This window comes from Verrucosispora sp. WMMC514 (assembly GCF_027497295.1).
Lineage (GTDB): Bacteria > Actinomycetota > Actinomycetes > Mycobacteriales > Micromonosporaceae > Micromonospora > Micromonospora palythoicola.
This window is the reverse complement of record NZ_CP114906.1, coordinates 3788389-3812078: the sequence shown is the minus strand read 5'-3', so window position 1 is coordinate 3812078 and position 23690 is coordinate 3788389. Positions and strand designations below refer to the sequence as shown.

27 protein-coding genes and 2 pseudogenes are annotated in these 23690 nt (G+C 72.2%); 11 read left to right on the top strand and 18 right to left on the bottom strand.

Annotated features, from left to right (window positions below):
• Window positions 1-3: 3 nt before the first annotated feature.
• The 4 genes from O7597_RS17770 to O7597_RS17755 form a co-directional block, all read right to left on the bottom strand.
• Window positions 4-1800: a glycoside hydrolase family 15 protein gene (locus tag O7597_RS17770; RefSeq protein ID WP_281580201.1), complete on the bottom strand. Its 1797-nt coding sequence runs from the start codon at window positions 1798-1800 to the stop codon at window positions 4-6.
• 84 nt (window positions 1801-1884) lie between these two features.
• On the bottom strand, window positions 1885-2277 hold the full coding sequence (locus O7597_RS17765) for a cupin domain-containing protein (RefSeq protein WP_281580200.1): 393 nt from the start codon (window positions 2275-2277) through the stop codon (window positions 1885-1887).
• Between the two features lie 246 nt (window positions 2278-2523).
• Window positions 2524-2931 carry a hypothetical protein gene (locus O7597_RS17760; RefSeq protein ID WP_269739612.1) on the bottom strand — a complete coding sequence of 136 codons (408 nt, stop codon included), beginning with the start codon at window positions 2929-2931 and terminating at the stop codon, window positions 2524-2526.
• A gap of 209 nt (window positions 2932-3140) precedes the next feature.
• Window positions 3141-3656: a septum formation initiator gene (locus O7597_RS17755; RefSeq protein WP_281580199.1), complete on the bottom strand. Its 516-nt coding sequence runs from the start codon at window positions 3654-3656 to the stop codon at window positions 3141-3143.
• 103 nt (window positions 3657-3759) lie between these two features.
• Here O7597_RS17755 and O7597_RS17750 point away from each other — a divergent pair, with 103 nt between their 5' ends.
• From O7597_RS17750 to O7597_RS17740, 3 genes are all read left to right on the top strand, one after another.
• Window positions 3760-4452, top strand: coding sequence for a response regulator transcription factor (locus tag O7597_RS17750; RefSeq protein WP_210830227.1), 693 nt, complete (start codon window positions 3760-3762; stop codon window positions 4450-4452).
• Window positions 4449-5717, top strand: coding sequence for a HAMP domain-containing sensor histidine kinase (locus O7597_RS17745; RefSeq protein WP_281580198.1), 1269 nt, complete (start codon window positions 4449-4451; stop codon window positions 5715-5717). Before O7597_RS17750 ends, O7597_RS17745 begins: the two co-directional genes overlap by 4 nt.
• 135 nt (window positions 5718-5852) lie before the next feature.
• On the top strand, window positions 5853-6380 hold the full coding sequence (locus tag O7597_RS17740) for a PepSY domain-containing protein (RefSeq protein WP_281580197.1): 528 nt from the start codon (window positions 5853-5855) through the stop codon (window positions 6378-6380).
• 74 nt (window positions 6381-6454) lie between these two features.
• Here O7597_RS17740 and O7597_RS17735 read toward each other — a convergent pair whose 3' ends face one another.
• Window positions 6455-7342, bottom strand: a complete 888-nt coding sequence (locus tag O7597_RS17735; protein WP_281580196.1) for a sulfotransferase domain-containing protein — start codon at window positions 7340-7342, stop codon at window positions 6455-6457.
• 94 nt (window positions 7343-7436) lie between these two features.
• Here O7597_RS17735 and O7597_RS17730 point away from each other — a divergent pair, with 94 nt between their 5' ends.
• Window positions 7437-8441, top strand: a complete 1005-nt coding sequence (locus tag O7597_RS17730) for a hypothetical protein (protein WP_281580195.1) — start codon at window positions 7437-7439, stop codon at window positions 8439-8441.
• Here O7597_RS17730 and O7597_RS17725 read toward each other — a convergent pair.
• From O7597_RS17725 to O7597_RS17700, 6 genes are all read right to left on the bottom strand, one after another.
• Window positions 8425-8706 carry an adhesin gene (locus O7597_RS17725; RefSeq protein ID WP_269739618.1) on the bottom strand — a complete coding sequence of 94 codons (282 nt, stop codon included), beginning with the start codon at window positions 8704-8706 and terminating at the stop codon, window positions 8425-8427. The genes O7597_RS17730 and O7597_RS17725 overlap by 17 nt on opposite strands.
• A gap of 210 nt (window positions 8707-8916) precedes the next feature.
• The gene (locus tag O7597_RS17720) at window positions 8917-9234 is read right to left on the bottom strand and encodes a hypothetical protein (protein ID WP_269739619.1); all 318 of its coding nucleotides are present in this window, start codon (window positions 9232-9234) and stop codon (window positions 8917-8919) included.
• Between the two features lie 93 nt (window positions 9235-9327).
• Window positions 9328-9675 (bottom strand): DUF1330 domain-containing protein, encoded by a 348-nt coding sequence (locus tag O7597_RS17715; protein WP_269739620.1) that lies wholly within the window; start codon window positions 9673-9675, stop codon window positions 9328-9330.
• A gap of 24 nt (window positions 9676-9699) precedes the next feature.
• Window positions 9700-10137, bottom strand: a complete 438-nt coding sequence (locus O7597_RS17710) for a nitroreductase family deazaflavin-dependent oxidoreductase (RefSeq protein WP_269739621.1) — start codon at window positions 10135-10137, stop codon at window positions 9700-9702.
• Between the two features lie 89 nt (window positions 10138-10226).
• Entirely contained in the window at window positions 10227-10766 is a 540-nt protein-coding gene (locus O7597_RS17705) for a hypothetical protein (RefSeq protein ID WP_269739622.1), read from the bottom strand.
• Between the two features lie 138 nt (window positions 10767-10904).
• Window positions 10905-11501 carry a pentapeptide repeat-containing protein gene (locus O7597_RS17700; protein WP_269739623.1) on the bottom strand — a complete coding sequence of 199 codons (597 nt, stop codon included), beginning with the start codon at window positions 11499-11501 and terminating at the stop codon, window positions 10905-10907.
• 72 nt (window positions 11502-11573) lie between these two features.
• On the opposite strand from O7597_RS17700, the gene O7597_RS17695 reads away from it, so the two are divergent.
• The 3 genes from O7597_RS17695 (at window position 11574) to O7597_RS17685 (ending at window position 15061) form a co-directional block, all read left to right on the top strand.
• A complete protein-coding gene (locus O7597_RS17695; RefSeq protein ID WP_281580194.1) occupies window positions 11574-12806 on the top strand; it encodes a serine hydrolase domain-containing protein in 1233 nt (410 codons plus the stop codon).
• A gap of 46 nt (window positions 12807-12852) precedes the next feature.
• On the top strand, window positions 12853-13497 hold the full coding sequence (locus O7597_RS17690; RefSeq protein ID WP_281580193.1) for an NAD(P)H-binding protein: 645 nt from the start codon (window positions 12853-12855) through the stop codon (window positions 13495-13497).
• A gap of 202 nt (window positions 13498-13699) precedes the next feature.
• Window positions 13700-15061 carry a M20/M25/M40 family metallo-hydrolase gene (locus O7597_RS17685; protein ID WP_281580192.1) on the top strand — a complete coding sequence of 454 codons (1362 nt, stop codon included), beginning with the start codon at window positions 13700-13702 and terminating at the stop codon, window positions 15059-15061.
• A gap of 42 nt (window positions 15062-15103) precedes the next feature.
• Here the strand turns inward: O7597_RS17685 and O7597_RS17680 are convergent, their stop codons facing one another.
• Together O7597_RS17680 and O7597_RS17675 are read right to left on the bottom strand one after the other, a co-directional pair.
• Window positions 15104-15568, bottom strand: coding sequence for a PPOX class F420-dependent oxidoreductase (locus tag O7597_RS17680; RefSeq protein ID WP_281580191.1), 465 nt, complete (start codon window positions 15566-15568; stop codon window positions 15104-15106).
• A gap of 19 nt (window positions 15569-15587) precedes the next feature.
• Window positions 15588-16217, bottom strand: coding sequence for a hypothetical protein (locus O7597_RS17675; RefSeq protein ID WP_269739628.1), 630 nt, complete (start codon window positions 16215-16217; stop codon window positions 15588-15590).
• A 300-nt stretch (window positions 16218-16517) separates the two neighbouring features.
• Here O7597_RS17675 and O7597_RS17670 point away from each other — a divergent pair, with 300 nt between their 5' ends.
• Window positions 16518-17306 carry a D-Ala-D-Ala carboxypeptidase family metallohydrolase gene (locus O7597_RS17670; protein WP_269739629.1) on the top strand — a complete coding sequence of 263 codons (789 nt, stop codon included), beginning with the start codon at window positions 16518-16520 and terminating at the stop codon, window positions 17304-17306.
• A 91-nt stretch (window positions 17307-17397) separates the two neighbouring features.
• Here O7597_RS17670 and O7597_RS17665 read toward each other — a convergent pair whose 3' ends face one another.
• The 3 genes from O7597_RS17665 to O7597_RS17655 all read right to left on the bottom strand — a co-directional run bounded on the left by O7597_RS17665 (window position 17398) and on the right by O7597_RS17655 (window position 19998).
• On the bottom strand, window positions 17398-17931 hold the full coding sequence (locus O7597_RS17665) for a hypothetical protein (protein WP_269739630.1): 534 nt from the start codon (window positions 17929-17931) through the stop codon (window positions 17398-17400).
• Window positions 17932-18022: 91 nt separating this feature from the next.
• The gene (locus O7597_RS17660) at window positions 18023-18673 is read right to left on the bottom strand and encodes a response regulator transcription factor (RefSeq protein ID WP_269742635.1); all 651 of its coding nucleotides are present in this window, start codon (window positions 18671-18673) and stop codon (window positions 18023-18025) included.
• Between the two features lie 83 nt (window positions 18674-18756).
• Window positions 18757-19998, bottom strand: coding sequence for a histidine kinase (locus O7597_RS17655; RefSeq protein ID WP_269739631.1), 1242 nt, complete (start codon window positions 19996-19998; stop codon window positions 18757-18759).
• 133 nt (window positions 19999-20131) lie between these two features.
• On the opposite strand from O7597_RS17655, the gene O7597_RS17650 reads away from it, so the two are divergent.
• Genes O7597_RS17650 through O7597_RS17640 form a run of 3 tightly spaced genes read left to right on the top strand, consistent with a single transcriptional unit; the run spans window position 20132 to window position 22547 of the window.
• A complete protein-coding gene (locus tag O7597_RS17650) occupies window positions 20132-21064 on the top strand; it encodes an ATP-binding cassette domain-containing protein (protein ID WP_281580190.1) in 933 nt (310 codons plus the stop codon).
• The gene (locus O7597_RS17645) at window positions 21061-21849 is read left to right on the top strand and encodes an ABC transporter permease (RefSeq protein WP_281580189.1); all 789 of its coding nucleotides are present in this window, start codon (window positions 21061-21063) and stop codon (window positions 21847-21849) included. Before O7597_RS17650 ends, O7597_RS17645 begins: the two co-directional genes overlap by 4 nt.
• Window positions 21846-22547, top strand: a complete 702-nt coding sequence (locus O7597_RS17640) for a hypothetical protein (protein ID WP_269739634.1) — start codon at window positions 21846-21848, stop codon at window positions 22545-22547. Before O7597_RS17645 ends, O7597_RS17640 begins: the two co-directional genes overlap by 4 nt.
• A gap of 179 nt (window positions 22548-22726) precedes the next feature.
• Here the strand turns inward: O7597_RS17640 and O7597_RS17635 are convergent.
• Both O7597_RS17635 and O7597_RS31785 read right to left on the bottom strand, forming a co-directional pair.
• Window positions 22727-23491 (bottom strand): annotated as a pseudogene (locus tag O7597_RS17635) (M20/M25/M40 family metallo-hydrolase); the annotation flags it as partial.
• Window positions 23492-23524: 33 nt separating this feature from the next.
• A pseudogene (locus O7597_RS31785) lies at window positions 23525-23689 on the bottom strand (PA domain-containing protein); the annotation flags it as partial.
• Window position 23690: the final 1 nt, after the last annotated feature.

The following is a 23690-nucleotide window of genomic DNA, read 5'->3' as shown; positions in this document are numbered from 1 at the left end:
CGGTCAGTCGAACATGGGGTTGGTCAGCCGCCACGCGGCGTTGACCTGACCGATGTGGGACAGCGCCTGCGGCGTGTTGCCCAGGTGCGCCCCGGTGGCCGGGTCGATCTGCTCGCTGAACAACCCGACGTCGTTGGCGTGCCCGCTGACCCGCTCGAACAGCCGGGCCGCCCGCTCCCGTTCGCCCGCCAGCACCAGGCACTCCACCAGCCAGAACGAGCAGAGCACGAAGCCCGCCGGGTCGTCTTTCCAGCGGTGGACCAGCCCGTCGTCATCGCCGAGTTCCCGCTCGATCGCCTCGATGGTCGCCCGCATCCGTGGATCGGTGGCCGGCAGGAAGCCCACCACCGGCAGGTACAGGGCCGCCGCGTCCAGTTCCGGCGACCCGAAGGCAGTGGTGAAGACGCCGCGACGCTCGTCGAAGCCGTCCCGGAGGACCGTGGCCCGGATCTCGTCCCGGATGCCGGTCCAGCGCCGCACGTCCGCCCATTCTCCCAGCTGTGGGGCCAGCCGCACGGCACGGTCCATCGCCACCCAGCAGAGCGCCTTCGACGACAGGTAGTGCCGCTCCCGGTCACGCGGTTCCCAGATCCCCCGGTCGGGCAGTCGCCAGTTGGCCGCCACCTGTTCGATGAGCCCGAGCACCATGTCGCGCAGGTCCTCGGCAAGCTGGTCGCCGAGGTAGTCGTGCAACCGCCATACCGCCGAGATGACCTCGCCCGGCGCGTCGAGCTGCCGCTGCCGCCAGGCGTCGTTGCCGTTACGTACCGGTCCGGTCCCCGCGTATCCGGCCAGGTGGGGACAGACATGCTCGGAGACGTCCCGTTCCCCTTCCAGACCGAACAGCACGGGCACCGGATCGGAGCCGACCCGGCCGATCGAGCGCGCCGCCCATTCGAACAGGCGGGACGACTCGGTCGGGCAGGCCGCCACCCAGAAGGCCCGCATGGTCATCGCGAAGTCGCGCAGCCAGCAGAAGCGGTAGTCGTAGTTGCGGTCGCCGCCGATCAGTTCCGGCAGCGAGGTGGTCGCCGCCGCGGCGACCGCGCCGCTGCGGGCGTACGTGAGGCCGGTGAGGACCGTGGCGCTGTGCCGCACCACCTCGGGATAACGGCCCTCGTACCGGTGGCTCTCGCGGAACGCCTCCCAGGCCAGCACCGTGTCCGCGAGCGTACGGACCGGGTCCAGCCGGGCCGGTGGCGCGCCGTAGGCCGGCGCGTAGGCCAGATCGAAGCCGAGCACCTGCCCCTCGTCGACGGTGAAGGTCTGCCGGACCCGGTCGTGCTCGACGCGCAGCGGCAACTCCGCACAGCGCAGCACCAGCGCCATCGAGCCGGCCACGCCCACCACCGCGCCGTCCGGCAGTTCCCGCAGGTACGGCGTGACCAGGCCGTACTCCGGTCGCGGCCGGTAGTCCAGGTCCATCGTCACCCGACCGGAGAGCCCCTCGACGACGCGCAGCAGCACGGCCGGCGAGCGTATGCCGAACTCGTGGGCGCGCGCACCTTCCTCGGCGGCGAGGGCGTCGGTGACCGCGACGCTGCCCTCCGCGGTGTGGTGCACGGTGCGTAGGACCAGGGTGTTCGGCCGGTACGAGCGCTGTATCCGGTGCCCGGGCTGTCCCACGGCCACCGGTGCCAGTCGCCAGTGACCACCGTTCGGGTCGAGCAGCCGGGCGAAGACCGACGGCGAGTCGAACCGGTGCGGGCACCACCAGTCGATCGAACCGGCCCGGCTGACCAGCGCGCCCGATCGGCAGTCGGAGAGGTATCCGTAGTCGGAGATCGCCGGCTGCGCCATGCGCTCGGCGTACCCGCGATCGCGGGGCTCATCCGGCCTTCGAGGAGGTCCGCCGGCCCGGGTGAGCCGGGCCGGCGGGACGGGTCAGGAGGTCGGCGGCTCGTCCTCGCCCGCCGCCTCCGCGGCGTCGGCCTCCTCCTTGGTGTGGTGCACGGCCTGGTCGGCGTGCTCCGGCGGCCCGTAGACGGTGTACAGCACCAGCGGGTTCGGGCCGGTGTTGACGAAGTTGTGCCGGGTGCCGGCCGGTACGACCACCAGGTCGCCCTGCACCACCTCGCGCTTCTCACCGGCCACCTGCGCCTCACCGGTGCCGCTGACGAAGGTCAGGATCTGGTCGATGTCCTCATGGACCTCCTCACCGATCTCGCCGCCCGGCGGAATCGTCATGATCACCAGCTGGGTGTGCTCCCCGGTCCACAGCACGCGCCGGAAGTCCGGGCTCTTCTCGGCGACGGTCGCGATAGTGAAGTGCTCCATGTCCCGACACATACCCCATCCGGGGCCGCGCCACGCCGTGCTTCGCAGATGGTGGAATTGACCACCGCCCTGGGGTTTGGACCGACGCCGATCGGGGATCGACACGACCGACCGGTTCGACCGGTCATGCCAGGTCCCCGCTGACGTACCGCCGTACGGCTGCGGCGGTGGGAGACGGCCGAGCGCGGCGCGGTTTCGACCCTCGGGTCAACGGCGCCGCGCGCTCGTCTGTGCCTGCGGGGGTGCTCAGGAGAGCACGGCCAGGTGAAAGGGACGGTCGGCGGCCGACCCGGCACCGTCGAAGGTGGTCACGAAGACGGCGTTCGGAATTCCGGTACGCCCGGCAACCGCGATCTGACCGGCGGGGGCCAACCCGGAGCTACCCGGGAGGCCGACGGTGCCGACCAGGCTGGCACCGGTGACGTCCTGGTCGAACACCACCTGGTACATCCCGGTCCGCAACCGGTTGGCCGCCGCCGCGCCCAGCCCGCGGACCAGGAGACCATCGGCGCTGACGACGGCGAACAGCACTCTCGCGGTCAGTGGCATGCCGGCGCCGGCGCAGGTGGTGTGTTCGGCCTCGGCGTGGGCCGTGGCCTCGTCCCCCGGTACCGGCTGGGGAACCCCGCGGCTCCTGGCTCTCGCGCTGGACATCGGACTCCTTCCCCGGCCCGGTCGAGCGGCCATGGCATGTTGAGTTGGTTGCGACGGCTAAAGGGGGGTCAGCGCCGATCAGCCCCCTTTGTGCCTCGAACGTATGTCGCGTTCCCCGCCGGTAGCCAGGCGATCGGCTGTCCGATCAAGGACATTCGGCGTAACGATCATGGGTTTGACCTGCGGTGACGCCCGAATGTGCGGGTTGCTCAGTCGTCGGGGTCGAGCGTGGGCACCCCGCCCACGCACCAGACCGACAGCTCGTACTCGCCGCTCGGGCCGACGAACGTCACGTCCGCGTCGTCGTCCGGGCCACGATCGACGTCGTCGACCCGGTAGCCCGGTCGTGCGCTCCAGGAAACCAGGTAGACCCCGTCGGGCCGGCACTCGGCCACCGCGCTGCCGCCCGTGGTGGAGAAGCCGCGTCGGTTGGCCGACTCCGCGTTCGGGTCGGCCGGCGACACCGGGCTCGACGGCGACCCGCTCGGGCCGGGACCGGTCGTCGTACTGCCGGACGCCGGGGTGCCGGTCGGCACGCTGCCGGGCGGATCGGTACCCGGTGCCGGTTCGGCGAGCGCGCGGGCGATCTCCTCCTGGCTGCGGACCCCACCCGGCGTCCCGGTGAGGCTCTCACCGACCAACCGGATCGCGGCGAGCCCGATCAGCGTGGCGACGACCGCGGTGGCCAGCCATCCGGCCACGGCGAGCAAGGTTCGACGGCCCATCACCCGACTATCCCCGACCGGCGGTCGGGGTGACCTTCGGGCAACGCTAAGGGAGGGTTAAGGAAGCCGGTCGGTGACGATCGCCGGGGATACCCTGCCTGCTGTGGCCCGCCTGCTGCTGATCGAGGACGACCTGACCATCCGCGCCCCGCTGGTGCGGGCGCTGCGCGAGCGGGGGCACGCCGTGGCCGCCGCCTCCACCGCGATGACCGGGCTGCGCGACGCCCTCGACGACCGCCCCGATCTCGTGGTGCTCGACCTCGGGCTGCCCGACCTGGACGGGCGTGAGCTGCTGCGGATGCTGCGGGCCGTCAGCGCCGTACCGGTCATCGTGGCCACCGCCCGCGACGACGAGCGGGAGATCGTCCGGGTGCTCGACGCGGGGGCCGACGACTACGTGGTCAAACCGTTCACCGCCGCCCAACTCGACGCGCGGGTACGCGCGGTGCTCCGCCGCGGACCCGGCGGGCAGCCGGAGGATCCGACGGTGGTGGTCGGCGGTCTGCGGATCGACCCGCGCTCCCGGCAGGTCGATCTCGACGGCGAACCGGTCGAGTTGACCCCGCGCGAGTTCGACCTGTTGCGGCATCTGGCCACCCGGGTCGGTGAGGTGGTGACCAAACGGGAGTTGCTGACCGAGGTGTGGCAGATCCCGTACGGCGGGGCGGACAAGACCGTGGACGTGCACCTGTCCTGGCTGCGCCGCAAGCTCGGCGAGAGCGCCCAGCGTCCGCGCTACCTGCACACCGTACGCGGGGTCGGGGTGCGCCTGGTCACCCCCGAGGTCGACGGGTGAGGGCCCGCCTGGCCCTGCTGGTGGCCGCGGTGAGCGTCCTCATCGTGATCGCCTTCCTGGTGCCGCTGGCGTTGCTGCTGCGTACCGCCGCCGAGGACCGGGCGACGGTGCGGGCCACCGCCGACGCACAGAGCCTCGCTCCTGTGGTGGGCACCGCCGACCCGGAGACGGTGCGGCTGACCGTCGAGCAGCTCGCCGCCGAGTCGGCCCGGCCGGTCAGCGTGTTCCTGCCGGACGGCACGGTGCTGGGCTCGGACGCCCCCCGCACTCCGGCGGTGGAGTTGGCCGGGCGGGGACAGAGCCTCACCGCGGAGACGGCCGACGGTCGAGAGGTGGTCATCGCGGTGCAGGGTCGCGCGGACGGCACCACCGTGATCCGCACCGTGGTGCCACGGGCGGAGATGACCGCCGGGGTGGGACGTGCCTGGTCGGTGCTGGCCCTGCTCGGCACGCTGCTGGTGCTGATCGCCCTGGCCGTCGCCGACCGCCTGGCCCGCACGCTGGTCCGGCCGATCGGCGAGCTGTCGGAGGTCTCGCACCGGCTGGCCAACGCCGAACTGGACGCGCGGGTGCGCCCGTCCGGGCCGGCGGAACTGCGCGAGGTGGGCGGTGCCCTCAACCATCTCGCCGGCCGGATCCAGGAGTTGCTGGTGCAGGAGCGGGAACAGGTGGCCGACCTGTCGCACCGGCTACGTACGCCGCTGACCGCCCTGCGCCTGGAGGCCGAGTCACTGCGCGACCCGCAGGACGCCGCTCGGGTGATCGACGCCGTGGACGGTCTGGAGCGGGCGGTCACCGGTCTGATCCGGCAGGCCCGCTGGCGTGCCCCCACCGACGGCGCGGTGGTCGCCGACGCCGCCGCCACCGTGGCCGATCGGGTCGCCTTCTGGTCGGTGCTGGCGGAGGAGACCGGCCGTGCCGTCGACCTCGACCTGGCCCCCGGCCCGGTACCGGTCGCCGTCGCGGCCGACGAGTTGGCCGCCGCGCTGGACGCCCTGCTCGGCAACGTGTTCGCGCACACTCCGGACGGCACGCCCTTCGCCGTCCGGCTCCGTGCCGTCGGCGACCACGTCGTCCTGACGGTCGCCGACGAGGGCCCCGGCATCGCGGCCGACTCGGTGCGCCGGGGGGCGAGCCGGGCCGGGTCGACCGGACTCGGGCTGGACATCGCCCGCCGGGCGGCCCAGGCCAGCGGCGGCCGGCTGAAGCTGGGCGAGCGGCCCGGCGGCGGTGCCGAGGTGACCCTCTGGCTCGGCCGGGCATGACCCTGGGCGAGGCACGCCGGCCCGTCACTCTTGGGGCGCAGATCCGGTCTTAACCGGGGCTTAGGGTTCGGACAGCGCGCCGCTATCGCGGCCCGACCGATCCTCGATACGACAACCGAGGAGAGGTGCACAACGATGAAGCGCAACCCCCTGATCCTGGCGTCGGTCGGCGGCGCGGCGGCGGTGCTCGCGGTGGCCGGGGTGTTCCTCGGCGTCGCGGCGGCGGACGACAGCCAGGCACGGCAGACCACCCTGACCGCCGCGACCGGCGCCCCGACGACCGCGGGTGTCCCCGACGGCACCACCGGCGCCACGGCCCCGGACCCGACCGGCACCACCGTCCCGGCCGACCCGACCAGCGTGACACCCAGCACGCCGGCGCAGACCCAGCCGGCCACGGAGGGTGACGCGGTGAGTCGGGAGCGGGCCGGTGAGATCGCGCTGGCGCAGGCCGGCGGTGGACGGATCACCGAGACCGACCGGGACGAGGAGAACGGCCGGGGCATCTGGGAGGTCGAGATCGTCAACGGCGGTACCGAGCACGAGATCGACGTCGACCGGCAGTCCGGTGAGGTGGTCAAGGCCGAGCAGGAGCCAGCGGACGACGACGAGGACGACCGGGACGACGACGACGAGGACGACGACGACCGGGACGACGACTGACCCGAACCCCTCGGGTCGGTGACGGCCCACCGGCGCCCCCGGAGCGGCACCCCGCTCCGGGGGCGCCCGCGTCTTCACGCCTCGGTTCGGTGCAGCCAGGCCAGCAGGTCCGGCGGCGCCAGGGCAGCGGCCCGGGAGTGGTAGCGGGCCCGAGCATCCGCGTCGAGCAGCGTGCGGCCCTGACCGGACCGACCGCTGCGGAAGAAGGCGTTGCGGTCCTTCAGGATGCCTGCGGCGTCGGGCGCGAGCCGGTCGGCGCGGGCCCGCATCCGGTCGAAGGTGGCCGCCTCCACCAGATCAGGTCCGGGCGGTTCGAGGCCCAGGCGCTCGGCCAGGCGCCGCATCTGCCCGGACAGGTCGACGCGAAGGTCGTCGTAGTGGACGAGGTGGACGTTCGGTTGGTGCCGGCGGGCCCAGGCGTCGCCCAGGTGCCACAGGACACCCGGCAGCGAGTCCAGTTCGGCACGGGGATCCGGATCCGCGTCGATCCAGCGTACGAGCGCCTGTTCGACCGGCGGACGGGGGCGGGCCGGCTCCGTTGGGGCGGGCTGGCCGGTCAGCTCGGCGAGCCGGACGCGATCCAGATTGGCCCCCTGGTGGTGCAGTGAGACCGCCGCGTCGAGTGGATGGCGGGCCACCACCACGTAGTGCACCCGGGAGTCACTCGGCACCCCGTCCAGCGGAGTGTGGGTCTTGATGAAGCGCCGGTGCTGCTGGGCGGCCAGCCGGGCGTACACCCGCTCCGGCGGCTCGACCAACCAGTCGAGCCAGGGTGACAGCTCGGTCAGTGGCGCCGGCAGTTCCGGCGTACGCAGCACCAGCAGGGCGCAGATCATCTGCATCCAGGTCGTCCCGCTCTTGGAGCGCGTGCTGATCACGATGTCACCGGGGCGGAAGGGAAAACCCTGCCAGCGGGCGCTGTCCTCGTCGGCGGACCGGTACCTGGTCGGTGCGTGAGACACCGCGCGAGGATAGTCGGGGAGTTGACACCTGTCTGGTGAATTCCCGCTCTCCCGCCCTGTGAGGTGGGTAATCGGCTGGCTACATTTAATTATGATGCCCGCCCCTGGAGGACGGGCGGAGGAGCCGGTCTACCGTCCCGTCCTCGCCGCCCGGCGCGGGGAACTGGAAGCGCTCGGCCACCTCGATGACGCCCTCGCCCCGCTGCTCAGCCCGATCCTGCAACTGTCCGAACTCGACAGAAACGTCCTCGACGCGCTGACCCGGTTGCCGCCGGGGCTGCGGCCCGCCGTCGAGTTCGGTGCCCTGCCCGACACGACGGCGTCCGTGCTGACCCGCCGGGGCGTACCACTGGTGCCGGTGATCGGGCTGGCGGACGGCGAGCGGCGGTTGGCGGCGCTCGGTGCCACGGCCCGGGCACAGACCCAGCGGGCCGTGGTGCGCCTGCGGCTACGTCGGGACCGGGCCGGCCCCGACGCCACCACCGTGGCCGTGGAGCGGATCGGCAGACACGCGCGGCTGGCCCCGGAGCAGTGTGATCTGGTGCTCGACTGCGGCGACGTGTGCTGCCCGGCGGACGTCCGGCTGGTCGAGCCCCGGGTGCGGCGGATGCTGGACTGGACCCGCCGACACACCTGGCGTTCGGTGAGCGTGGTGGCCGGTGGCATGCCGCCGGTGCTGTCCCGGCTGCCCATCGACGAGCCGGTACGGGTGGACCGCTGGGACTGGCTGCTCTGGCAACGGCTGGCCGACCTGGGCGTCACCTTCGGCGACTACGGCGTGGCCTCGACCACGGGCCAACCCACCGTCGACCGCCACCTGACGGTCCCGTACACCGGCGACGGCGTCTGGTTGATCCACCGCTGGTCGCGCCGCCGAGGTCAGGGTGATCAGCGGGTCGCGGACCTGTGCCGCACGCTGGTGTCGAGCCCGCACTGGCCGCCGACCGGCGCGAGCTTCTCCTGGGGCGACCAGGAGATCTCGCGCCGGGCACGCCGGGGTGCCGGGGCAGGCTCGGCAACCAACTGGATGGCGTGGAGCACCTCCCACCATCTGGCCCACGTGTTGAACGCGCTGGCCCGGTCTACTCCTTCTCGGTGAACCCGAACTGCACGACGCCCTCGTCGTCGACGGTCGCGTCGACCGAGGCGTCACCGAGCAGGTCGGCCGCGTCGGAATCGAGAAAGATCCGGGCGCCCTGGTTGTCGACCACCTGGTCCCCCTCGACCGGGGCGGGTACCAGCTCGACGCTGAGCGAGCCGGCGGTGGTGTCCGCCGCGATGCGTACCCCGCCGCCCTCGGAGACGTCCTGCTGGGCGGCGAGATCACGGATCACCAGGACGGCGTTGTCGGTCATCGTGAGCATGGTGGGACTCCTCGTGGGTTTCTGGGCTCCCGGGCGGTGCCATCCACCGCCACATCGGGGCAGCTCAAGGCCCCTCCAGCCCCCACGGTGCCCGCTGCCGAGGCGTCCGTCAAATAGAGCGATGTCAGCGCGACACGAGGCATGACGGCCCGCTGGGCGGGTATCGGTGCCGGTTGGGCCTCGTGCGCACCGACCCGCCTCGTGCGCCGCTCAGGCCGGGGGCCGGGGCGGCAACGCGGCTGCGGGGTCGCCGCGTTCGATGAGCGCGGCGATGTCGGCGTCGCGCAGGCCGCGTAGCGCGAGCACCCGGGTACCCCACCGGTGCAGCCGGCACGGGTGCGGGCTGGCGTCGTTGCGGCAGACCGTTCCCCCGGACCAGCGTCGGGGTGCGTGCACCACGACAGCCCGCACGGCGAACTGGGCATCCTCGGCGGTCACGTACGGCGGCAGCGGAATATCCCGCAGCCCCACCCCGGGCCGCTCGCCGGTGGGCGGGGCGGGACGGACGGTACTGCTGCTGCTGTTCATCGGCCTGGCCTCCACACAGGACAGTCGAACACGGACAGCAGGACGTTACGACCCGGTGGACCCGCGGTGACGGACAAACTGTCCCGGGTGCGCTCAGCCGGTCGCGGCCTGTGCCCGCAGCGCCGCAGCCGTCCGGCCGGGGTCGTAGCCGGGGCCCACCCCGTCGAAGATGATCGCCGAGGCGTCGATGTGCCGCGTCCGCAGCGGCAGGATCTCCTGGTACGCCGGCGAGTCGTACCAGGCGTGGGCCTGCTGCCGATCGGGGAACTCGAGGATGACCACGCTGCCCGGCCACTCCCCCTCGCGTACGTCCACCTCCGGACCGTGCACCACGAACCGGCCGCCGAAGGGCTCCAGGGTGGCCTGGATCCGCTCCAGGTAGGTCAGAATGTCCTCGTTGACCTGCGGGTTGCGCAGGTGCGCCAAGGCGAAAGCGGGCATCGTTCGTCCTCCCCGGTCGTCTCGTCAAGCACGTTCGAGCAGTACCACCGGGATGTCCCGGTCGGTCTTCGCCTGGTAGTCGTCGTAGGCCGGCCAGACGGCGGTCATCACCGGCCACAGCCGCGCCTTCTCCTCGGGCGTGGCCGGGCGCGCCCGCGCGGTGAACCGGTCGGCACCGACCTGCACCTCGACCCGCGGCTCGGCCAGCAGGTTGAGATACCAGGCCGGGTGCTGCGGAGCCCCACCCTGGGAGGCGACCACCGCGTACGCGTCGCCGGACCGGCCGTAGATCAAGGCGGTACGCCGCAACGCGCCACTGCGCCGCCCACGGGTGGTCAGCAGCAGCGTGAAGACGCCCGGTCGCCACTCGTGCCCCTCGGCACCGTCGGTCTCGACGTAGCGGTTGATGTGCTCGGCCACCCAGTTCGTGGGGCTGTCCAGCACCCGTTCGCCCGTGGTCATGCGGTCCTCCCGGTGGTGTGGGACGGTCGCCGACCAGGCTACTGCCGAAGTGGGCCGCCGGCCGGGCAACGACCGGCCGGCGGCCCCGCTCAACCGAGCGCCGCGGTGAGCCGGGCGATCTGTGCGGCCTCCGTGAGCGTGCTGCCCTGGCCACGGACGTACCGCACGGTGCAGAAGAGCGTCACCCGGTAGCCGCCCACGATCGCCGCCACGGTGGTGCCGTCGCAGTCCGGGCCGCCGGAGAGTCTCATCGTCACCAGTTCCCGGGCCTCGGCCGCGGCGTCGGTGAGATTGCTGCCGAAGCCGTTGGTGTAGGACCCCGGGCAGTAGATCTGCACGTCGAACCCGCCCACCAGCGAGTCGACGAGCGAGCCCCGGCAGCTCACGCCGTAGGTGAGATAGAGCTGGTAGAGACGCAGCGCCTCCAGGTTCGCGTCGCTGAGCGTACGGCCGAAGCCGTGGATGTAACCCGCGTCGCCGCAGCGGATGATGACTCGGTAGCCGCCCACGATCGCCTGGGACGACGAGGTCGAGCAACTGGCGGCCGCCGTGGCCGGCCCCACCGGGACCACCACCGCGACCAGGGTCAGCACGGCCGCGACGAGCGCGGCCCGAAGGGTACGGAACATCGATGCGATCCTCCTGGTCCGGGACGAACGGTCACCGTCGTTCAGCTCAGCACCCGTCCATTAGAAGCAGCCTTCATCGACACAAAAAGCTGATTGCGCATAGACGACAGAGAATGGATCGGACGGTGGCGCGGGCGGTCAGTCGCGGATGTCGAACCCGAGGGCCCGGGCCAGGGTCGCCGCCTGCATCAGGTCGATGACCGCTCCCTTCCGGTGCACCGAGGCCGGGTCCAGTCCGGCCAGGTCACTGCCGCGCAGGTCCGCACCGGTCAGCCGCGCCCCGCGCCACTGCACGTCGGACAGGTCGCACCCGGTCAGCGCCGCGCCGGACAGGTCGGCACCGGACAGGTCGGTCTCGCGCATCCGTACCCCGGTGAACCGCGCGCCGCGCAGGTCGCCGCCGGCCAGGGTGAGGAACGACCAGTCGCCCCCGGTCACGGTCAACGGCCGCAGGTCGCAGCGGTCGAAGGTGCTGCCCAGCAACTTGCAGCCGGTGAACTCCGCCTCGAACAGGTTGCACCGGGTGAAGACGCACCGGGTGAATGCCGAGTCGACGTGCCGGGAGACGTTGAAGGTCACGTCGCCGAAGGTGCAGCCCGTGAAGACCGCGCCCTGGCTGGTCGCCTCGGTCAGATCCACCCGGTGGAAGGTGCAGTTGACGAAGTGCCGGTCGGCCAGGTCCTCGGCGTACCAGTCCTCATCGTGGAAGGTGACGTCCTCGGTCGGCTCCGGCATGACAGCAGGCTAGCCAGTGACCCCGACAACAGAGCTTCCGCGCCTCGCGTACCGGCCGGTAGGTTGCCTGGGGTGAGCATCACAACCAGCATCGAGGCGGGACAGGTCGGATTCGACCCGGCGCGGCTGGCCCGCATCGACGAACACTTCGCCGGCTACGTCGACGCGGGGCGGCTCGCCGGTTGGCAGGCGGTGGTCACCCGGCGCGGCGAGATCGCGCACAGCTCGACGTACGGGCTGCGGGACCGCGAGGCGGGCACGCCGGTGGAGCCGGACACCCTCTGGCGGATCTACTCGATGACCAAGCCGATCACCTCGGTCGCGGCGATGATGCTGTGGGAGGAGGGTCGCTTCGAGCTGACCGACGAGGTCGGCCGCTGGCTGCCCGAGTTCGCCGACATGCGGGTCTACTCGAAGGGGTCGACCCTCAAGCCGTACACCGTGCCGGCGGTCGAACCGATCCGGATCTGGCACCTGCTCACCCACACCGCCGGCCTGACCTACGGCTTCATGCAGACGTCGGTGGTCGACGGGCTGTACCGGGCCGCCGGCTACGACCTCTACCCGCCGGCCGAGGTCGACCTGGCCGAGGCGTGCCGGGTCTTCGGTGAGCTGCCGCTGCTGTTCCAGCCCGGCACCGCCTGGGGCTACTCGGTCGCCACCGACGTGCTCGGCCGGCTGATCGAGGTGGTCTCCGGGCAGAGCCTGGACACCTTCCTGACCGAACGGATCCTGCGTCCGCTGGACATGGGCGACACCCGCTGGCACGTCGACGGCGCGGACGCCGAGCGGCTGGCCGCGCTGTACGTCCCGGATCCGGCGTCCGGTCGCGCGGTGCGGTACGACGCACTCGGCGCGCTTGCGTACGAGAAGCCGGCGCTGCTCTCCGGCGGCGGTGGACTGATCTCCTCGGCCGCCGACTACCACCGCTTCACCCAACTGCTGCTGCGCGGCGGTGAGCTGGACGGCACGCGGCTGCTCGGTCCCCGGACGGTGCGCTTCATGACGCGCAACCACCTGCCCGGCGGCCAGGATCTGGGCACCCTGTCCACCGGTGGGTTCGCCGAGACCAATCTCGACGGCGTCGGATTCGGGCTCGGCTTCGCGGTCGTCGACGACCCGGTGCCGAGCCGGGTGCCGAGCAGCGTCGGCGAGTACTACTGGGGCGGCGTGGCCAGCACCGCGTTCTGGGTCGACCCGGTCGAGGAGATCACCGCCATGTTCTTCACCCAGCTGATGCCGTCGAGCACCTGGCCGCTCCGCCCGCAACTGCGCCAGCTGGTCTACTCGGCACTCGTCGACTGAGCCGTTCCGCCGACGCCCACCCGACCGAATCCCTAGCCTGGGAGGCGTGGTCAACATCGTCGTGTTCGGCGCGGGTGGCACCGCCGGTTCGCGGATCGTCCGGGAGGCGTTCGACCGGGGGCATCGGGTGGTGGCAGCGGTGCGTCGTCCCGAGGCGGACGCGCCGTACCTGCCGGCCGGGGTTCGGGTCGTGACCGGGGACGCGACAAGTGTCCGCAGCGTGCGGGAGCTGGCACCGGAGGCGGACGCGCTGGTCGTGGCGATCGGCGGCGGTGACCGTACGCTGTGGCCCGACGCGGCGCGAACCGTGCTCGACGCGTTGCGGGGGATGCCGGCGGCGCCCCGGGTCATCCACGTCGGCGGGGGTGCCACCCTGCTCGACCCGGCCGGCACGCCACTGCTGGACGACCCGGACTTCCCCGACGAGTACCGCGACGCCGCGCTGGGCCAGGCGGAGGCCCTCGACGTCTACCGCTCCTCGGCCGACGGGGTGACCTGGACGTACGTCTGCCCACCACCGCTGGAGTTCCATCCGGGCGAGCGCACCGGCCGGTACCGCACCGGCACGGACCAGCCGGTGACCGACGCGGCGGGCCGAAGCGTGCTCAGCTACGAGGACCTGGCGGTCGCGGTGGTCGACGAGATCGAGAACGGCCGCTTCCGGAACATGCGGTTCACCGCCGCGTACTGAGCACGATCACGGCAAATCTGATCTTGAGTGACGGCGACCCGCCGGATAGATTCGAGTCTCTGTGACCCGGACGTCACACCCCTGACGCGCGGGTCGGACCTCGAATCAGGAGGGCGCCGTCTTGGCCTCGCTCGACGACACCGTGACACCCCCGCACGCATCGTCCCGCTCCACCGGATCAGGATCGCTCGACCGGCGACGGATGTTGACCGTCGCGCTCGGCGGCGCCGCCGCCGTGGCGCTGCCCGCCCCCGCCTGGGCGGTCACCGACCGGCGTCCGGGCGCGCACCGCCCCCCGACCCTCACCCCGTCCGACCGGATCGTCGTCGCCCAGCTGTCGGCGAAGCGTGCCCTGCAACACCTGAAGGTGCTCTCCGAGGACATCGGCCCACGCATCGGCGGCACCGACTCGGAGCGCCGGGCGGCGCACTACATCGCCGGCCAGCTCGACCGGCTGCGCTACGACACCACGCTGCAACCCTTCCCGGTCGCCGACAAGTTCCTCGCCCAGCTCAGCGCACCGTCCGGGCTGCCACGGGACCTGAACTGGCAGGTCGGCGCGAGCGGGCAGGCCGCGCTGGACACCCGGGTCACCGCACCGGTGGTCGATGTCGGCGCGGGTGCGCCCGGCGACTACCCGGCCGACGTCAGCGGCCGGATCGTGCTCGTGGACTATGTCGCGGCCCAGCGCGAGCAGCTCGCCGCCACCGCCGTCGCGGCCGGTGCGGCAGCCGTGGTCTTCCTGCCGGCCGACCTGGTGGAGCCCCGTCGCGCGTCGGCGTTCTCCCCCACGCTGCCCGGCTCCGCCACCACGCCGCTGCCGATTCCGGTGGTCGGGGTGGCCCAGGCGCAGAAGCACCGGCTGCGCGCGTTGCTGGCCGCCGGGCCGCTCACCCTGACCATCGTCACCACCGCCCACCGGGGACTGACCTCGCACAACGTGCTGGCCGAGCGGCGCGGTCGGGCGGGCCGCGATGCGCCGGTGGTCATGGTCAGCGCCCACTACGACTCGGTCATCGGCGCGCCGGGTGCCAACGACGACGGCTCGGGCACCGTGCTCTGCCTGGAACTGGCCCGGGTGCTGAGGACGGTGCCGATGAACGCCACCGTGCGCTTCGCCCTGTGGGGCTCGGAGGAACAGGGGCTGATCGGCTCCCGCTACTACGTGGCCCAGCTGCCGCAGCCCGAGCGGGACCGGATCCTCGCCGTCTACCAGAACGACATGGTCGCCACCAGTTGGGACCCGGCGACCCGGTACTGGCTGTTGTCGTTCACCGGCGAGAGCAACCGGGCCACCGACGAGGTCGCGGCCGCCGCCCGGCGGCTCGGCTACGAACCGCGGATCTCGCCGGTCACCCAACGCGGCGCCAGCGACCACCAGTCGTTCCAGGAGGTCGGCATCGCCAGCGCGAACTTCTCCTGGCGCGGCGAGGAGTCTCCGGCGCTGCTCGAACCGCCGTACCACAGTCCCGAGGACACCATCGCCAAGAACATCAGCCTGGAACGGCTCCAGGTGTCGATGGAACTGATCGGCTGCGCCGCGTACGCGACGGCTCGGTGCTGAACCCCGGTGGGGCGCGGCGCCACGCCGCGCCCCGCCGCGGGATCAGTCGGCCAGTCGGGCCGGAAAGCCGCCGGTGGCGATCGGGCCCCACCCGGTGACGGTGATCCTGATCAACGACTTGCCCTGCCGCCGCATCGCCTCCCGGTACTCGTCCCAGTCCGGATGCTCGCCGGAGATGCTGCGGAAGTACTCCACCAGCGGTTCGAGGGCCTCGGGCAGGTCGAGCACCTCGTCGGTGCCGTCGACCTGCACCCACGGACCGTTCCAGTCGTCGGAGAGCACACAGGCCGACACCCGGGGGTCGCGGCGGATGTTGGCGACCTTCGCGCGTTCCGGATAGGTGGAGATCACTAGCCGGCCCTGCGCGTCCACCCCGGCCGAGACCGGCGAGGACTGTGGGCGGCCGTCGGCGCGGGTGGTCAGCAACACCACCCGGTGCCGGGGGCGGAGAAACTCAAGCAGTGCGTCCCGGTCGACCCGGGTGTTACGCGCGATCATGCGTGCCATCGCTCGTTTCTACCAGCACTCAGGCGTGCTGACCGGCGGACGGCTGGCTGGGTACCCGAGGTCGCAGCGACGGCCGCCAGGCCCGGCCGTTGGCGTAGATGATCCGGAAACCCAGGTACGACGCGAGCGGCGCCCAGTGCGCCGAGCCCATCCGCAGCTCGGCGGCGTTGTGGCGGCGGCCGTTGGCGAGCACGTCGAGCAGCACGGTCTCGAACGCCGCCGACTCGACCCAGTCCACCTCCCGGGTGAAGCCGCAGATCAACGCGGCGCCGGTGACGGCGAGGAAGTCCCGCAGCACCGGCTCGGGGGCGCGTAGCACCGAACAGCTGCCGAAGTAGAGGCGTCGTCCCTCGCAGCGTCCGGCCATCAGCTCAGCCACCTCGGTGAGTTCCACCGAGTGCCAGTCGGTGAGGCACAACCGGTTCGGCTCGCCGTGCATGGCGAAGAAGCCGAGCCGGTGGTCGGCGTACTGCTTCAGCAGCCAGCGGTCGATGAAGTAGAACAGCTCGTCGCGGGTGGCCGCGTCCTTGTGGATGAAGCGGACCTTGCCCAGCCGTTCGAGCAGTTCCAGGGTGGGCAGCACGGACCCGCGCTCGTTGAGATCCCGGTGCCACTGGCCCTCGACACAGAAGATGCCCCCACGCGCCACGCCCACCTCCCTCGCCGCCGGCGCTGACGTTACCGGGCCGGTTGACCCGGTGAACATCACCCTCCGTGGCACCGGCTGCGACCTTCCGCACCGAAATGGCTGCTCTACGGCTGCTCACCACCGAATGCCGGTTTCGGAAACGCGCCTAATTCACAGGCAATGCCCAGGTAAGGCGAATTATGAGGACAATTCTCGTTTATCCCATCCAATCGGCTGCTCCGGTGCGAGGGTGGATCCACGGGACAGCCCGGTCGAAGTCCCGGATGCCATCCCATTCACTCTCCTATCGGGAGGACTTCTGTGCGCGTACACACCTTGAAACGGGCAGTCGTCGCCCTCGCTCTGGCCCTGCCGGGCGCCGCGATCGCCTCGGTGGTCGCCGCGCCAGCGGCCCATGCCGACGGCTGCTACACCTGGAACCGCAACCTCTACCAGGGGCGTTCCGGCAGCGACGTGCGCGAGCTGCAACTACGGATAGCCGGCTGGGCCGGCAACAACAACGTCGTGGAACTCGACGGTCGGTTCGGCCCGAAGACCGCCGCCGCGGTTCGCCGCTTCCAGTCCGCGTACGGCCTCAAGGTCGACGGGGTCGCCGGGCCACAGACCTACCGGAAGCTGTACCAACTCCAGGACGACAACTGCACGCCCCGGCACTTCAGCTACACCGAGATGGACGACGGCTGCGGCGGCAGCGGCTGGGACGGTGGCCCGCTGAGCACCGGGCAGACCCGGCAGAACGCGCTGCGCACCATGTGGAAGCTGGAGGCGCTGCGCAAGAGCCTCGGCGACCAACCGCTGATCGTGACCAGCGGGTTCCGCAGCCGCACCTGCAACAACCGGGTGGGTGGGGCGTCGGACAGCCAGCACCTCTACGGCAACGCCGCCGACCTCATCTCCCGGGACAGGTCGCTGTGCCAGATCGCCCGCCAGGCGCGCAACCACGGCTTCAGCGGCATCATCGGGCCCGGCGTGTCCGGCCACAACACCCACGTCCACGTGGACTCGCGGCGGGAGAACAACCAGGACCGCAGCGCGAACAACACCTACTGGGCGGCACCCAGCTGCGGAATCCCCGCCGGGAACCGCTGATCGCACGGCGCATCGCGACGCCGGCCCGGGCGCGGGCGGGGAATGACCGCGCGCTCCGGGCCGGCGTCGTACCGCCGGCGGGCGAGCCCGCTCAGCTCGCCCGCGGCCAGCGCGGCGCGGTGGCGGGGGGTGCCACCGGCCGGCCGGAGCCGGGCGTCCGGACGCCACCGCGCGCGACCGGGGCGGCCACCCGGGGCGCGGGACCCCGAGCCGGGTAACCGGGGACGCGGTCGGGTCGCGCCGGATGACCGGCGGCCCGCGGCGGGTAACCGGCGGCCCGGTCGGTGCCCGCCGGACGCGCGGCGGGAGTACGTCCCGCCGACGGCCCGTTGATCAGGAACGGGAACGGCACGTGCACGAACGGATTGCCGTGCCGGATCAGGGCGTCGAGCTGTCGCTCGTTGAGCCCGTGGTTCAGCAGCACCTTCCGACCCCAACGATGCAGCCGGCAGGGGAACCGGGCACCGTCGTTGCGGCACAGCGCCCCGGTCGGCCACTCCTCGGCCGCGTGCACGACCACCGCCCGGACGGCCAGCCGGACGTCCTCGGGGGTCAACGGCGTCGGGACCGGCAACTCGCCCAGAATCTGATCGATGGGATCCGTCGACTGCTCATCAACTCGCACGGCAGACCTCCCGCAGCTCCGGTAGCGGTGCGCTTGAGCACCGCACCTCGAGCAGTGGTACGGCCACCGCGACGGGATGGTTCAAACGTTTTCAGACCAGCCCGGCGTCGTGGACGAGCAGGGCCACCTGCACCCGGTTGTTGAGTCCGAGCCGGGTCAGCAGCCGGGAGACGTACGCCTTGACGGTGGCCACGCTCATGAACAGCTCGGCGGCGATCTCGGCGTTGGTGCGCCCCCGACCGAGCGCCACGGCGACGGCGCGTTCCCGCTCGGTCAGGTCCTCGATCAGCCGGGCGGCCCGGTCCCGCCGTGGGTCGGCCGCCGGTCCGGCCGTGACGTGTTCGATCAGGGTCCGGGTGACCGTCGGCGACAGCGTCGCCTCGCCGGCCGCCACCCGGCGCACCGCCCGCACGATCTCCACCGGCGGGGTGTCCTTCAGCAGAAAGCCGCCGGCACCGGCGCGCAGCGCCCGCAGCACGTGCTCGTCGGCGTCGAACGTGGTCAGCACGAGCACCTCCGGCGGGTGGGGCAGCCCACGCAGCGCCTCGGTGGCGGCCAGCCCGTCCAACCGGGGCATCCGGATGTCCATCAGCACCACGTCCGGCCGGCACGCGGCGACGGCCTGGACGACCTCACTGCCGTCGGCCGCCTCGCCGACCACCTTCAGGTCGGGCGTACCACCGAGGATCATCGACAGCCCGGCGCGTACCAGCGCGTCGTCGTCCACGATCAGGATCCGCACTGTCTGCCCGCCGCCGGCAGCGGGCGCGTCGGCGGCAGCCGCCGACGCCGCGCCATCGCCCTCGGCGGCCGGCCCCGGGCCGGTCACGTCGCCGGCCACGGCAGCCACGCGGCCAACCGGAAGTCGCCCCGCTCGTCGCAGCCGTGCTCCAGCCGGCCGCCGGCCAGACTGACCCGCTCGGCGATGCCGACCAGGCCGGTGCCGGTGCCGGGGATGGTCGTCCGGGGCACCTCGCCCACCGGCCTGCGGTTGCGGATCTCCACCCGCAGCCCGTCACCCGGCGCCCCGTCGAGGCCGACGGTGACGGCGGCGCCGTGGGCGTGCTTGCGGGCGTTGGTGAGCCCCTCCTGCACGATGCGGTAGGCGCTGCGCCCCACGGCCTCCGGTAGCCGGTCCGGCACGGCGACCTGTTCCCGCAGGTCGACGCGAGTTCCGGCGGCCCGGGACTCGGCGATCAGGGCGGGCAGGTCGTCGAGGGTCGGCTGGGGGCGTTCCGGGTCGTCGGGCAACGCGGTCTCGGCGCGCAGCACGCCGATCACCGCGCGCAGGTCCTGAAGGGCGGCGTGTGCGCTGTCCCGGATCACCCCGGCCGCCCGGGCCACCTCCGGCGCAGGCGCGTCGGGGCGGAACTCCAGCGCCCCGGCGTGCAGGCTGAGCAGGGAGATCCGGTGGGCGAGCACGTCGTGCATCTCCCGGGCGATGCGGGTGCGCTCCAACTGCCGGGCCTGTGCGACCCGTAGCTGCTGCTCGGCCTCGGCCCGCTCGGCGCGCTCCCGCAACGACAGCACCAGTTGCCGGCGCGCCCGCACGAACATGCCCCAGGCCAGCACCAGCAGGGTGATCACCCCTCCCCAGAGGGTGGATATCCAGTACGAGCCGGAGGGGTCGGGACGCAGCAGGGCGAAGAGGAAATTGGTGACGAGCCCGGCACTGGTGACGGCCAGGGCGACTGCCGTCCGACGGTGCACCACCACCGTGAAGTAGATGATCACCAGGGCGATGCTGGAGGCGACGGAGAACATCGCCAACGGCAGCGTCGCCATGGCCACCCCCACCGGCCAGCGACGCCGCAACCAGAGTGCGGCCGTGCAGACCTGGCCGAAGAACGCGTCCGTGACGATCATCCAGTCGTGGGGCAACCGGTCGGCGAACGTCGGGTTCGGGGAGGCGGCGTCGAAGGTGGCCAGCACCACCCAGGCCAGAGAGATCAGGAAGGCGAGGCTGTCGACCAGCCAGTCGCGGGCGGTGCGCCGGGCACGGAGCGGCGCGGCGCCGAGCGACCCGGGCAGCAGACCCGGGTGCTCCAGTACGACGGCGCTGCTCACAGGCGCAATGGTAGGCAGCCGATCGGGCACCGGACCAGCTACCAAAGTCGAGACCTCGGCGTCGACCTTGGTCTGCGCGGACCAGACCGATGGCCGCTGCGGACGACCGACCGGCTCGGACAGGCTGGCAGCCATGATCGCCGTACACCAGCTCACCAAACGGTACGGGCGGCACACCGCCGTCGAGGACGTGTCGTTCCACTGCGAACCGGGCACCGTCACCGGCTTCCTGGGTCCGAACGGGGCCGGCAAGTCCACCACCATGCGCATGATCTGCGGGCTCACCCCACCGACCGCCGGTGCCGCCACCGTCGACGGTCGGCCGTACCGGCAACTGCCCAACCCGGGCCGTACGGTCGGGGTGCTGCTGGACGCCTCCGCCCAGCACGCCGGGCGGACCGGCCGGGAGGCACTGGCCGTGGCGGCGGCGACGATGGGCGTCGACCGGCGCCGGGTCGGCGAGCTGCTCGACCGCGTGGGGCTGGGCCCGACCGCCGCCCGACGCCGGGTGCGGGCGTACTCGCTGGGCATGCGCCAGCGGCTTGGCCTGGCACACGCGCTGCTCGGCGACCCCCGGGTGCTCGTCCTGGACGAGCCGGCCAACGGCCTCGACCCGGAAGGCATCTTCTGGATGCGCGGCCTGCTCCGGGACTTCGCCGACCGGGGCGGCACCGTGCTGCTCTCCTCCCACCTGCTGCGCGAGGTGGAGGCGGTCGCGGACCGGCTGGTGGTCATCGGGAGTGGCCGGATCGTGGCCCAGGGCGGCAAGGACGAGCTGCTGGCCGGTGCCGGCACCGTGGTGCGGGCCCGCGACGGCGCGGCGTTGCGGGCCGCGCTGCGGCGGGCCGGCCTGACGGTCAGCGAGGGCTCCGAGGGCCTGCTGGTCGGCGCCGACACCGACACGGTCGGCGAGATCGCCCGGACCGCCGGGGTCGCCCTCGGTGAGCTACGTCCGGCCGGCGGCGGTGGCCTGGAACAGCTGTTCCTCACCCTGACCGCCACCGCACCGGGCCCCGTCCCGCACTCCACCACCAGCGCCGAACCGACCGGGGAGGTCGTCCGATGACCACCGTCAGCACCGCACCAGAGGTTGTCCCGGGTCACCGCTCGGCCGAACACCTACCGTCGCTGGCCCGGCTGACCGCCGTGGAGCTGCGCAAACTCGTCGACACCCGGGCCGGCCGCTGGTTGCTGATCACCATCGGCCTGGTCAGCGCCGTGATCGTCGCGCTCCTCCTGGTGTACGCCGAAGCGCCGGAACAGAACTTCGCGGTCTTCTTCACCACTGCCCTGCTGCCGGTCGGGGTACTGCTGCCGGTGCTCGGCATCCTGTCGATCACCAGTGAGTGGTCCCAGCGCACCGCGCTCACCACGTTCGCCCTGGTGCCGCGCCGGGAACGGGTGATCACCGCCAAGCTCGTCGCGGTGGTGCTGGCGGCGCTCGGGGCGGTGCTGAGCAGCCTGGCGTTCGCCGCCGTCGGCACGGCGATCGCCGGTGCCACGGGTGGCGCGGGCACCTGGCGGATCGAGGGAGCGCTCGTGGCGCACGCCGTGGTGTTCCAGGTGGCGAGCGTGCTGATGGGTGCGGGGTTCGGCCTGCTGCTGCTGAACACTCCGCTGGCCATCGTGAGCTACCTGGTGCTGCCGATCATCTGGTCGATCGTGGGAGAACTGGTCCGGCCGCTGAACCGCGCGGCCGAGTGGTTGGACACCGGGCGGACCATGGAACCGCTGTTCACGGCCGAGGTGACAGCCGGGCAGTGGCAGCGACTGGCGGTGTCACTGGTGCTGTGGTTGGTTGTGCCGGTGGTAGCCGGTACGGTCCGCGCCATGCGGCGGGAGGTGGCGTGAGGGCGTACGGGTCGCCGACCGTGGTGAGCGGTGGCATCACCGAGCTGGTCGTGCTCTGGGGCGGGATCCCGTTGGTCGGCGGCGCGCTGGGTGGGTTGGTGGTGGCCGGGTCCGGCTGGGTGGCCGACCTGCCCTGGGCTCCGGTGCAGGGCCTGTTCCGAGCGCTCGACGGCCTGCCCGACACGTACTCGCTACCCGGTGGGGTGGGTGTCGGGATCCTGGTCGGGCTGGTGATCGCCGCCATCGGCACCGCCGAGCGGGTACGGGTGACCGTGTCCGGTGCCGAGGTCCGGCTGCGGGAAGGCAGCTCCGAACGGGAGATCGACCGGCGCGACACCCGGGCTGTCTACCTGGACGGCAAGCACCTGGTGCTGCTCGACGCGGACGACGCCGAGCTGGCCCGCCAGTCGGTCGACCTGCCGGCGAGGGAGCTGGCCGAAGCCTTCCGGGAGCACGGTTGGCCGTGGGCGGAGGCGGATCCGCACCGCGCGGCGTACCGGCTCTGGGTGCCCGACCTGCCCGGTTTGCCGGCGGGCGCGAACGCGCTGCTGCGCGCACGGCAGGAGGCGTTGAAGCACGACCGGGGCGGCGAGGCCAGGGAACTGCGCGCCGAACTGTCCCGCTACGGCGTGGTGGTCCGCGACGACGGCAAACGACAACACTTCCGGCTGACCCGCCGAGCCGCACTGCCCGACTGACCGGGGCGGGCCGGACCCCGAGACCAGGTCCGGCCCGCCTGGCGCATGGTCGCCTACCTCCAGTGGTGGCCGTGGCCGTGCTTGTGGCCATGACCGTGTTTGTGGCCGTGCCTGCCCTTGCCGGGCGTCGTCACGCCGTTCACCTTCGAGGTGTCGTACGCGAACGTGATCACGGCGGTGGCGATGGCGTCGGCGTTGACGTCGAGCGCGAAGACGTTCACGTTGCCCTGGAGCCGGTACTTCTTGCCCAACGCCTGGTAGATCGCCGCGTCAGCGCCGTCGGCGACCGGCGTGCGGCTGTCGCAGGCCTGGTGGTAGCAGGGGTCGTAGGAGACATCGGCCAGCCCGCCGAAGAGCGCGACCTCGGCCTCCGTCTTGACGCCCTCGGCACCGGTGAACAGGCCACCGGCCGGGATGTCGACACCGGCGGCGATGAACGGGCCGTAGTCCGAGCGACCGGTGAAGTCGGACGGCACGGTGGGCAACTTGCGGGAAGCGAAGAACTTCTCGAACACCTTCTCGATCTCCGCCGAACCTTCCGGACCCGGGCCGGAGCCCTGCTGGGCGGAGTCGTCGCCGTCGTACACCCCGAAGACGTAGTTCGGCGAACCGACCATGTCGAAGTTCAGGTAGAGGGCGATGTCGGCGACCTGCTGCTCGGTCAGGCTGTCCACGTAGTACTGCGAACCGACGAGGCCCGCCTCCTCCGCGCCCCACCAGGCGAAGCGGACAGCGTTCTTCGGCTTCACCTTGGCCATCTGCAGCGCCACCTCGAGCAGCGCCGCGCTGCCGGTGCCGTTGTCGTTGTAGCCCGGACCGGCCGGATCCGAGTCGAGGTGCGCTCCGGCCATGACCACGTTGTCGGTGCGACCGTGCCGGGTCTGCGCGAATACGTTCTCGGTGCTGCGGATCTCCGACGTGGTGTCGGCCTCGATCCGTACCACCAGGCCGGCGGTGGCGGCGAACTGCTCACCTGTGTAGTAGGACACCGAGACGGTGGGGATGCCCACGGGTGCGCTGAGGGTGCCGGCGAACAGGTCGTAGCGGTCCGCGTTGGCCTCCGGCGTACCGTTACCCTGGTTCATGATGATCGCGCCGGTGGCGCCTGCCGCCTCCGCGTTCGACGCGCACCCGCACCGCACC

Bases quoted from the DNA above. Each gene is read 5' to 3' on its own strand.
- O7597_RS17770 (WP_281580201.1), bottom strand. From the start codon at position 1,800: ATGGCGCAGCCGGCGATCTCCGACTACGGATACCTCTCCGACTGCCGA.
- O7597_RS17765 (WP_281580200.1), bottom strand. From the start codon at position 2,277: ATGGAGCACTTCACTATCGCGACCGTCGCCGAGAAGAGCCCGGACTTC.
- O7597_RS17760 (WP_269739612.1), bottom strand. From the start codon at position 2,931: ATGTCCAGCGCGAGAGCCAGGAGCCGCGGGGTTCCCCAGCCGGTACCG.
- O7597_RS17755 (WP_281580199.1), bottom strand. From the start codon at position 3,656: ATGGGCCGTCGAACCTTGCTCGCCGTGGCCGGATGGCTGGCCACCGCG.
- O7597_RS17740 (WP_281580197.1), top strand. From the start codon at position 5,853: ATGAAGCGCAACCCCCTGATCCTGGCGTCGGTCGGCGGCGCGGCGGCG.
- O7597_RS17730 (WP_281580195.1), top strand. From the start codon at position 7,437: ATGCCCGCCCCTGGAGGACGGGCGGAGGAGCCGGTCTACCGTCCCGTC.
- O7597_RS17725 (WP_269739618.1), bottom strand. From the start codon at position 8,706: ATGCTCACGATGACCGACAACGCCGTCCTGGTGATCCGTGATCTCGCC.
- O7597_RS17720 (WP_269739619.1), bottom strand. From the start codon at position 9,234: ATGAACAGCAGCAGCAGTACCGTCCGTCCCGCCCCGCCCACCGGCGAG.
- O7597_RS17715 (WP_269739620.1), bottom strand. From the start codon at position 9,675: ATGCCCGCTTTCGCCTTGGCGCACCTGCGCAACCCGCAGGTCAACGAG.
- O7597_RS17710 (WP_269739621.1), bottom strand. From the start codon at position 10,137: ATGACCACGGGCGAACGGGTGCTGGACAGCCCCACGAACTGGGTGGCC.
- O7597_RS17705 (WP_269739622.1), bottom strand. From the start codon at position 10,766: ATGTTCCGTACCCTTCGGGCCGCGCTCGTCGCGGCCGTGCTGACCCTG.
- O7597_RS17700 (WP_269739623.1), bottom strand. From the start codon at position 11,501: ATGCCGGAGCCGACCGAGGACGTCACCTTCCACGATGAGGACTGGTAC.
- O7597_RS17685 (WP_281580192.1), top strand. From the start codon at position 13,700: ATGTTGACCGTCGCGCTCGGCGGCGCCGCCGCCGTGGCGCTGCCCGCC.
- O7597_RS17680 (WP_281580191.1), bottom strand. From the start codon at position 15,568: ATGGCACGCATGATCGCGCGTAACACCCGGGTCGACCGGGACGCACTG.
- O7597_RS17650 (WP_281580190.1), top strand. From the start codon at position 20,132: ATGATCGCCGTACACCAGCTCACCAAACGGTACGGGCGGCACACCGCC.
- O7597_RS17645 (WP_281580189.1), top strand. From the start codon at position 21,061: ATGACCACCGTCAGCACCGCACCAGAGGTTGTCCCGGGTCACCGCTCG.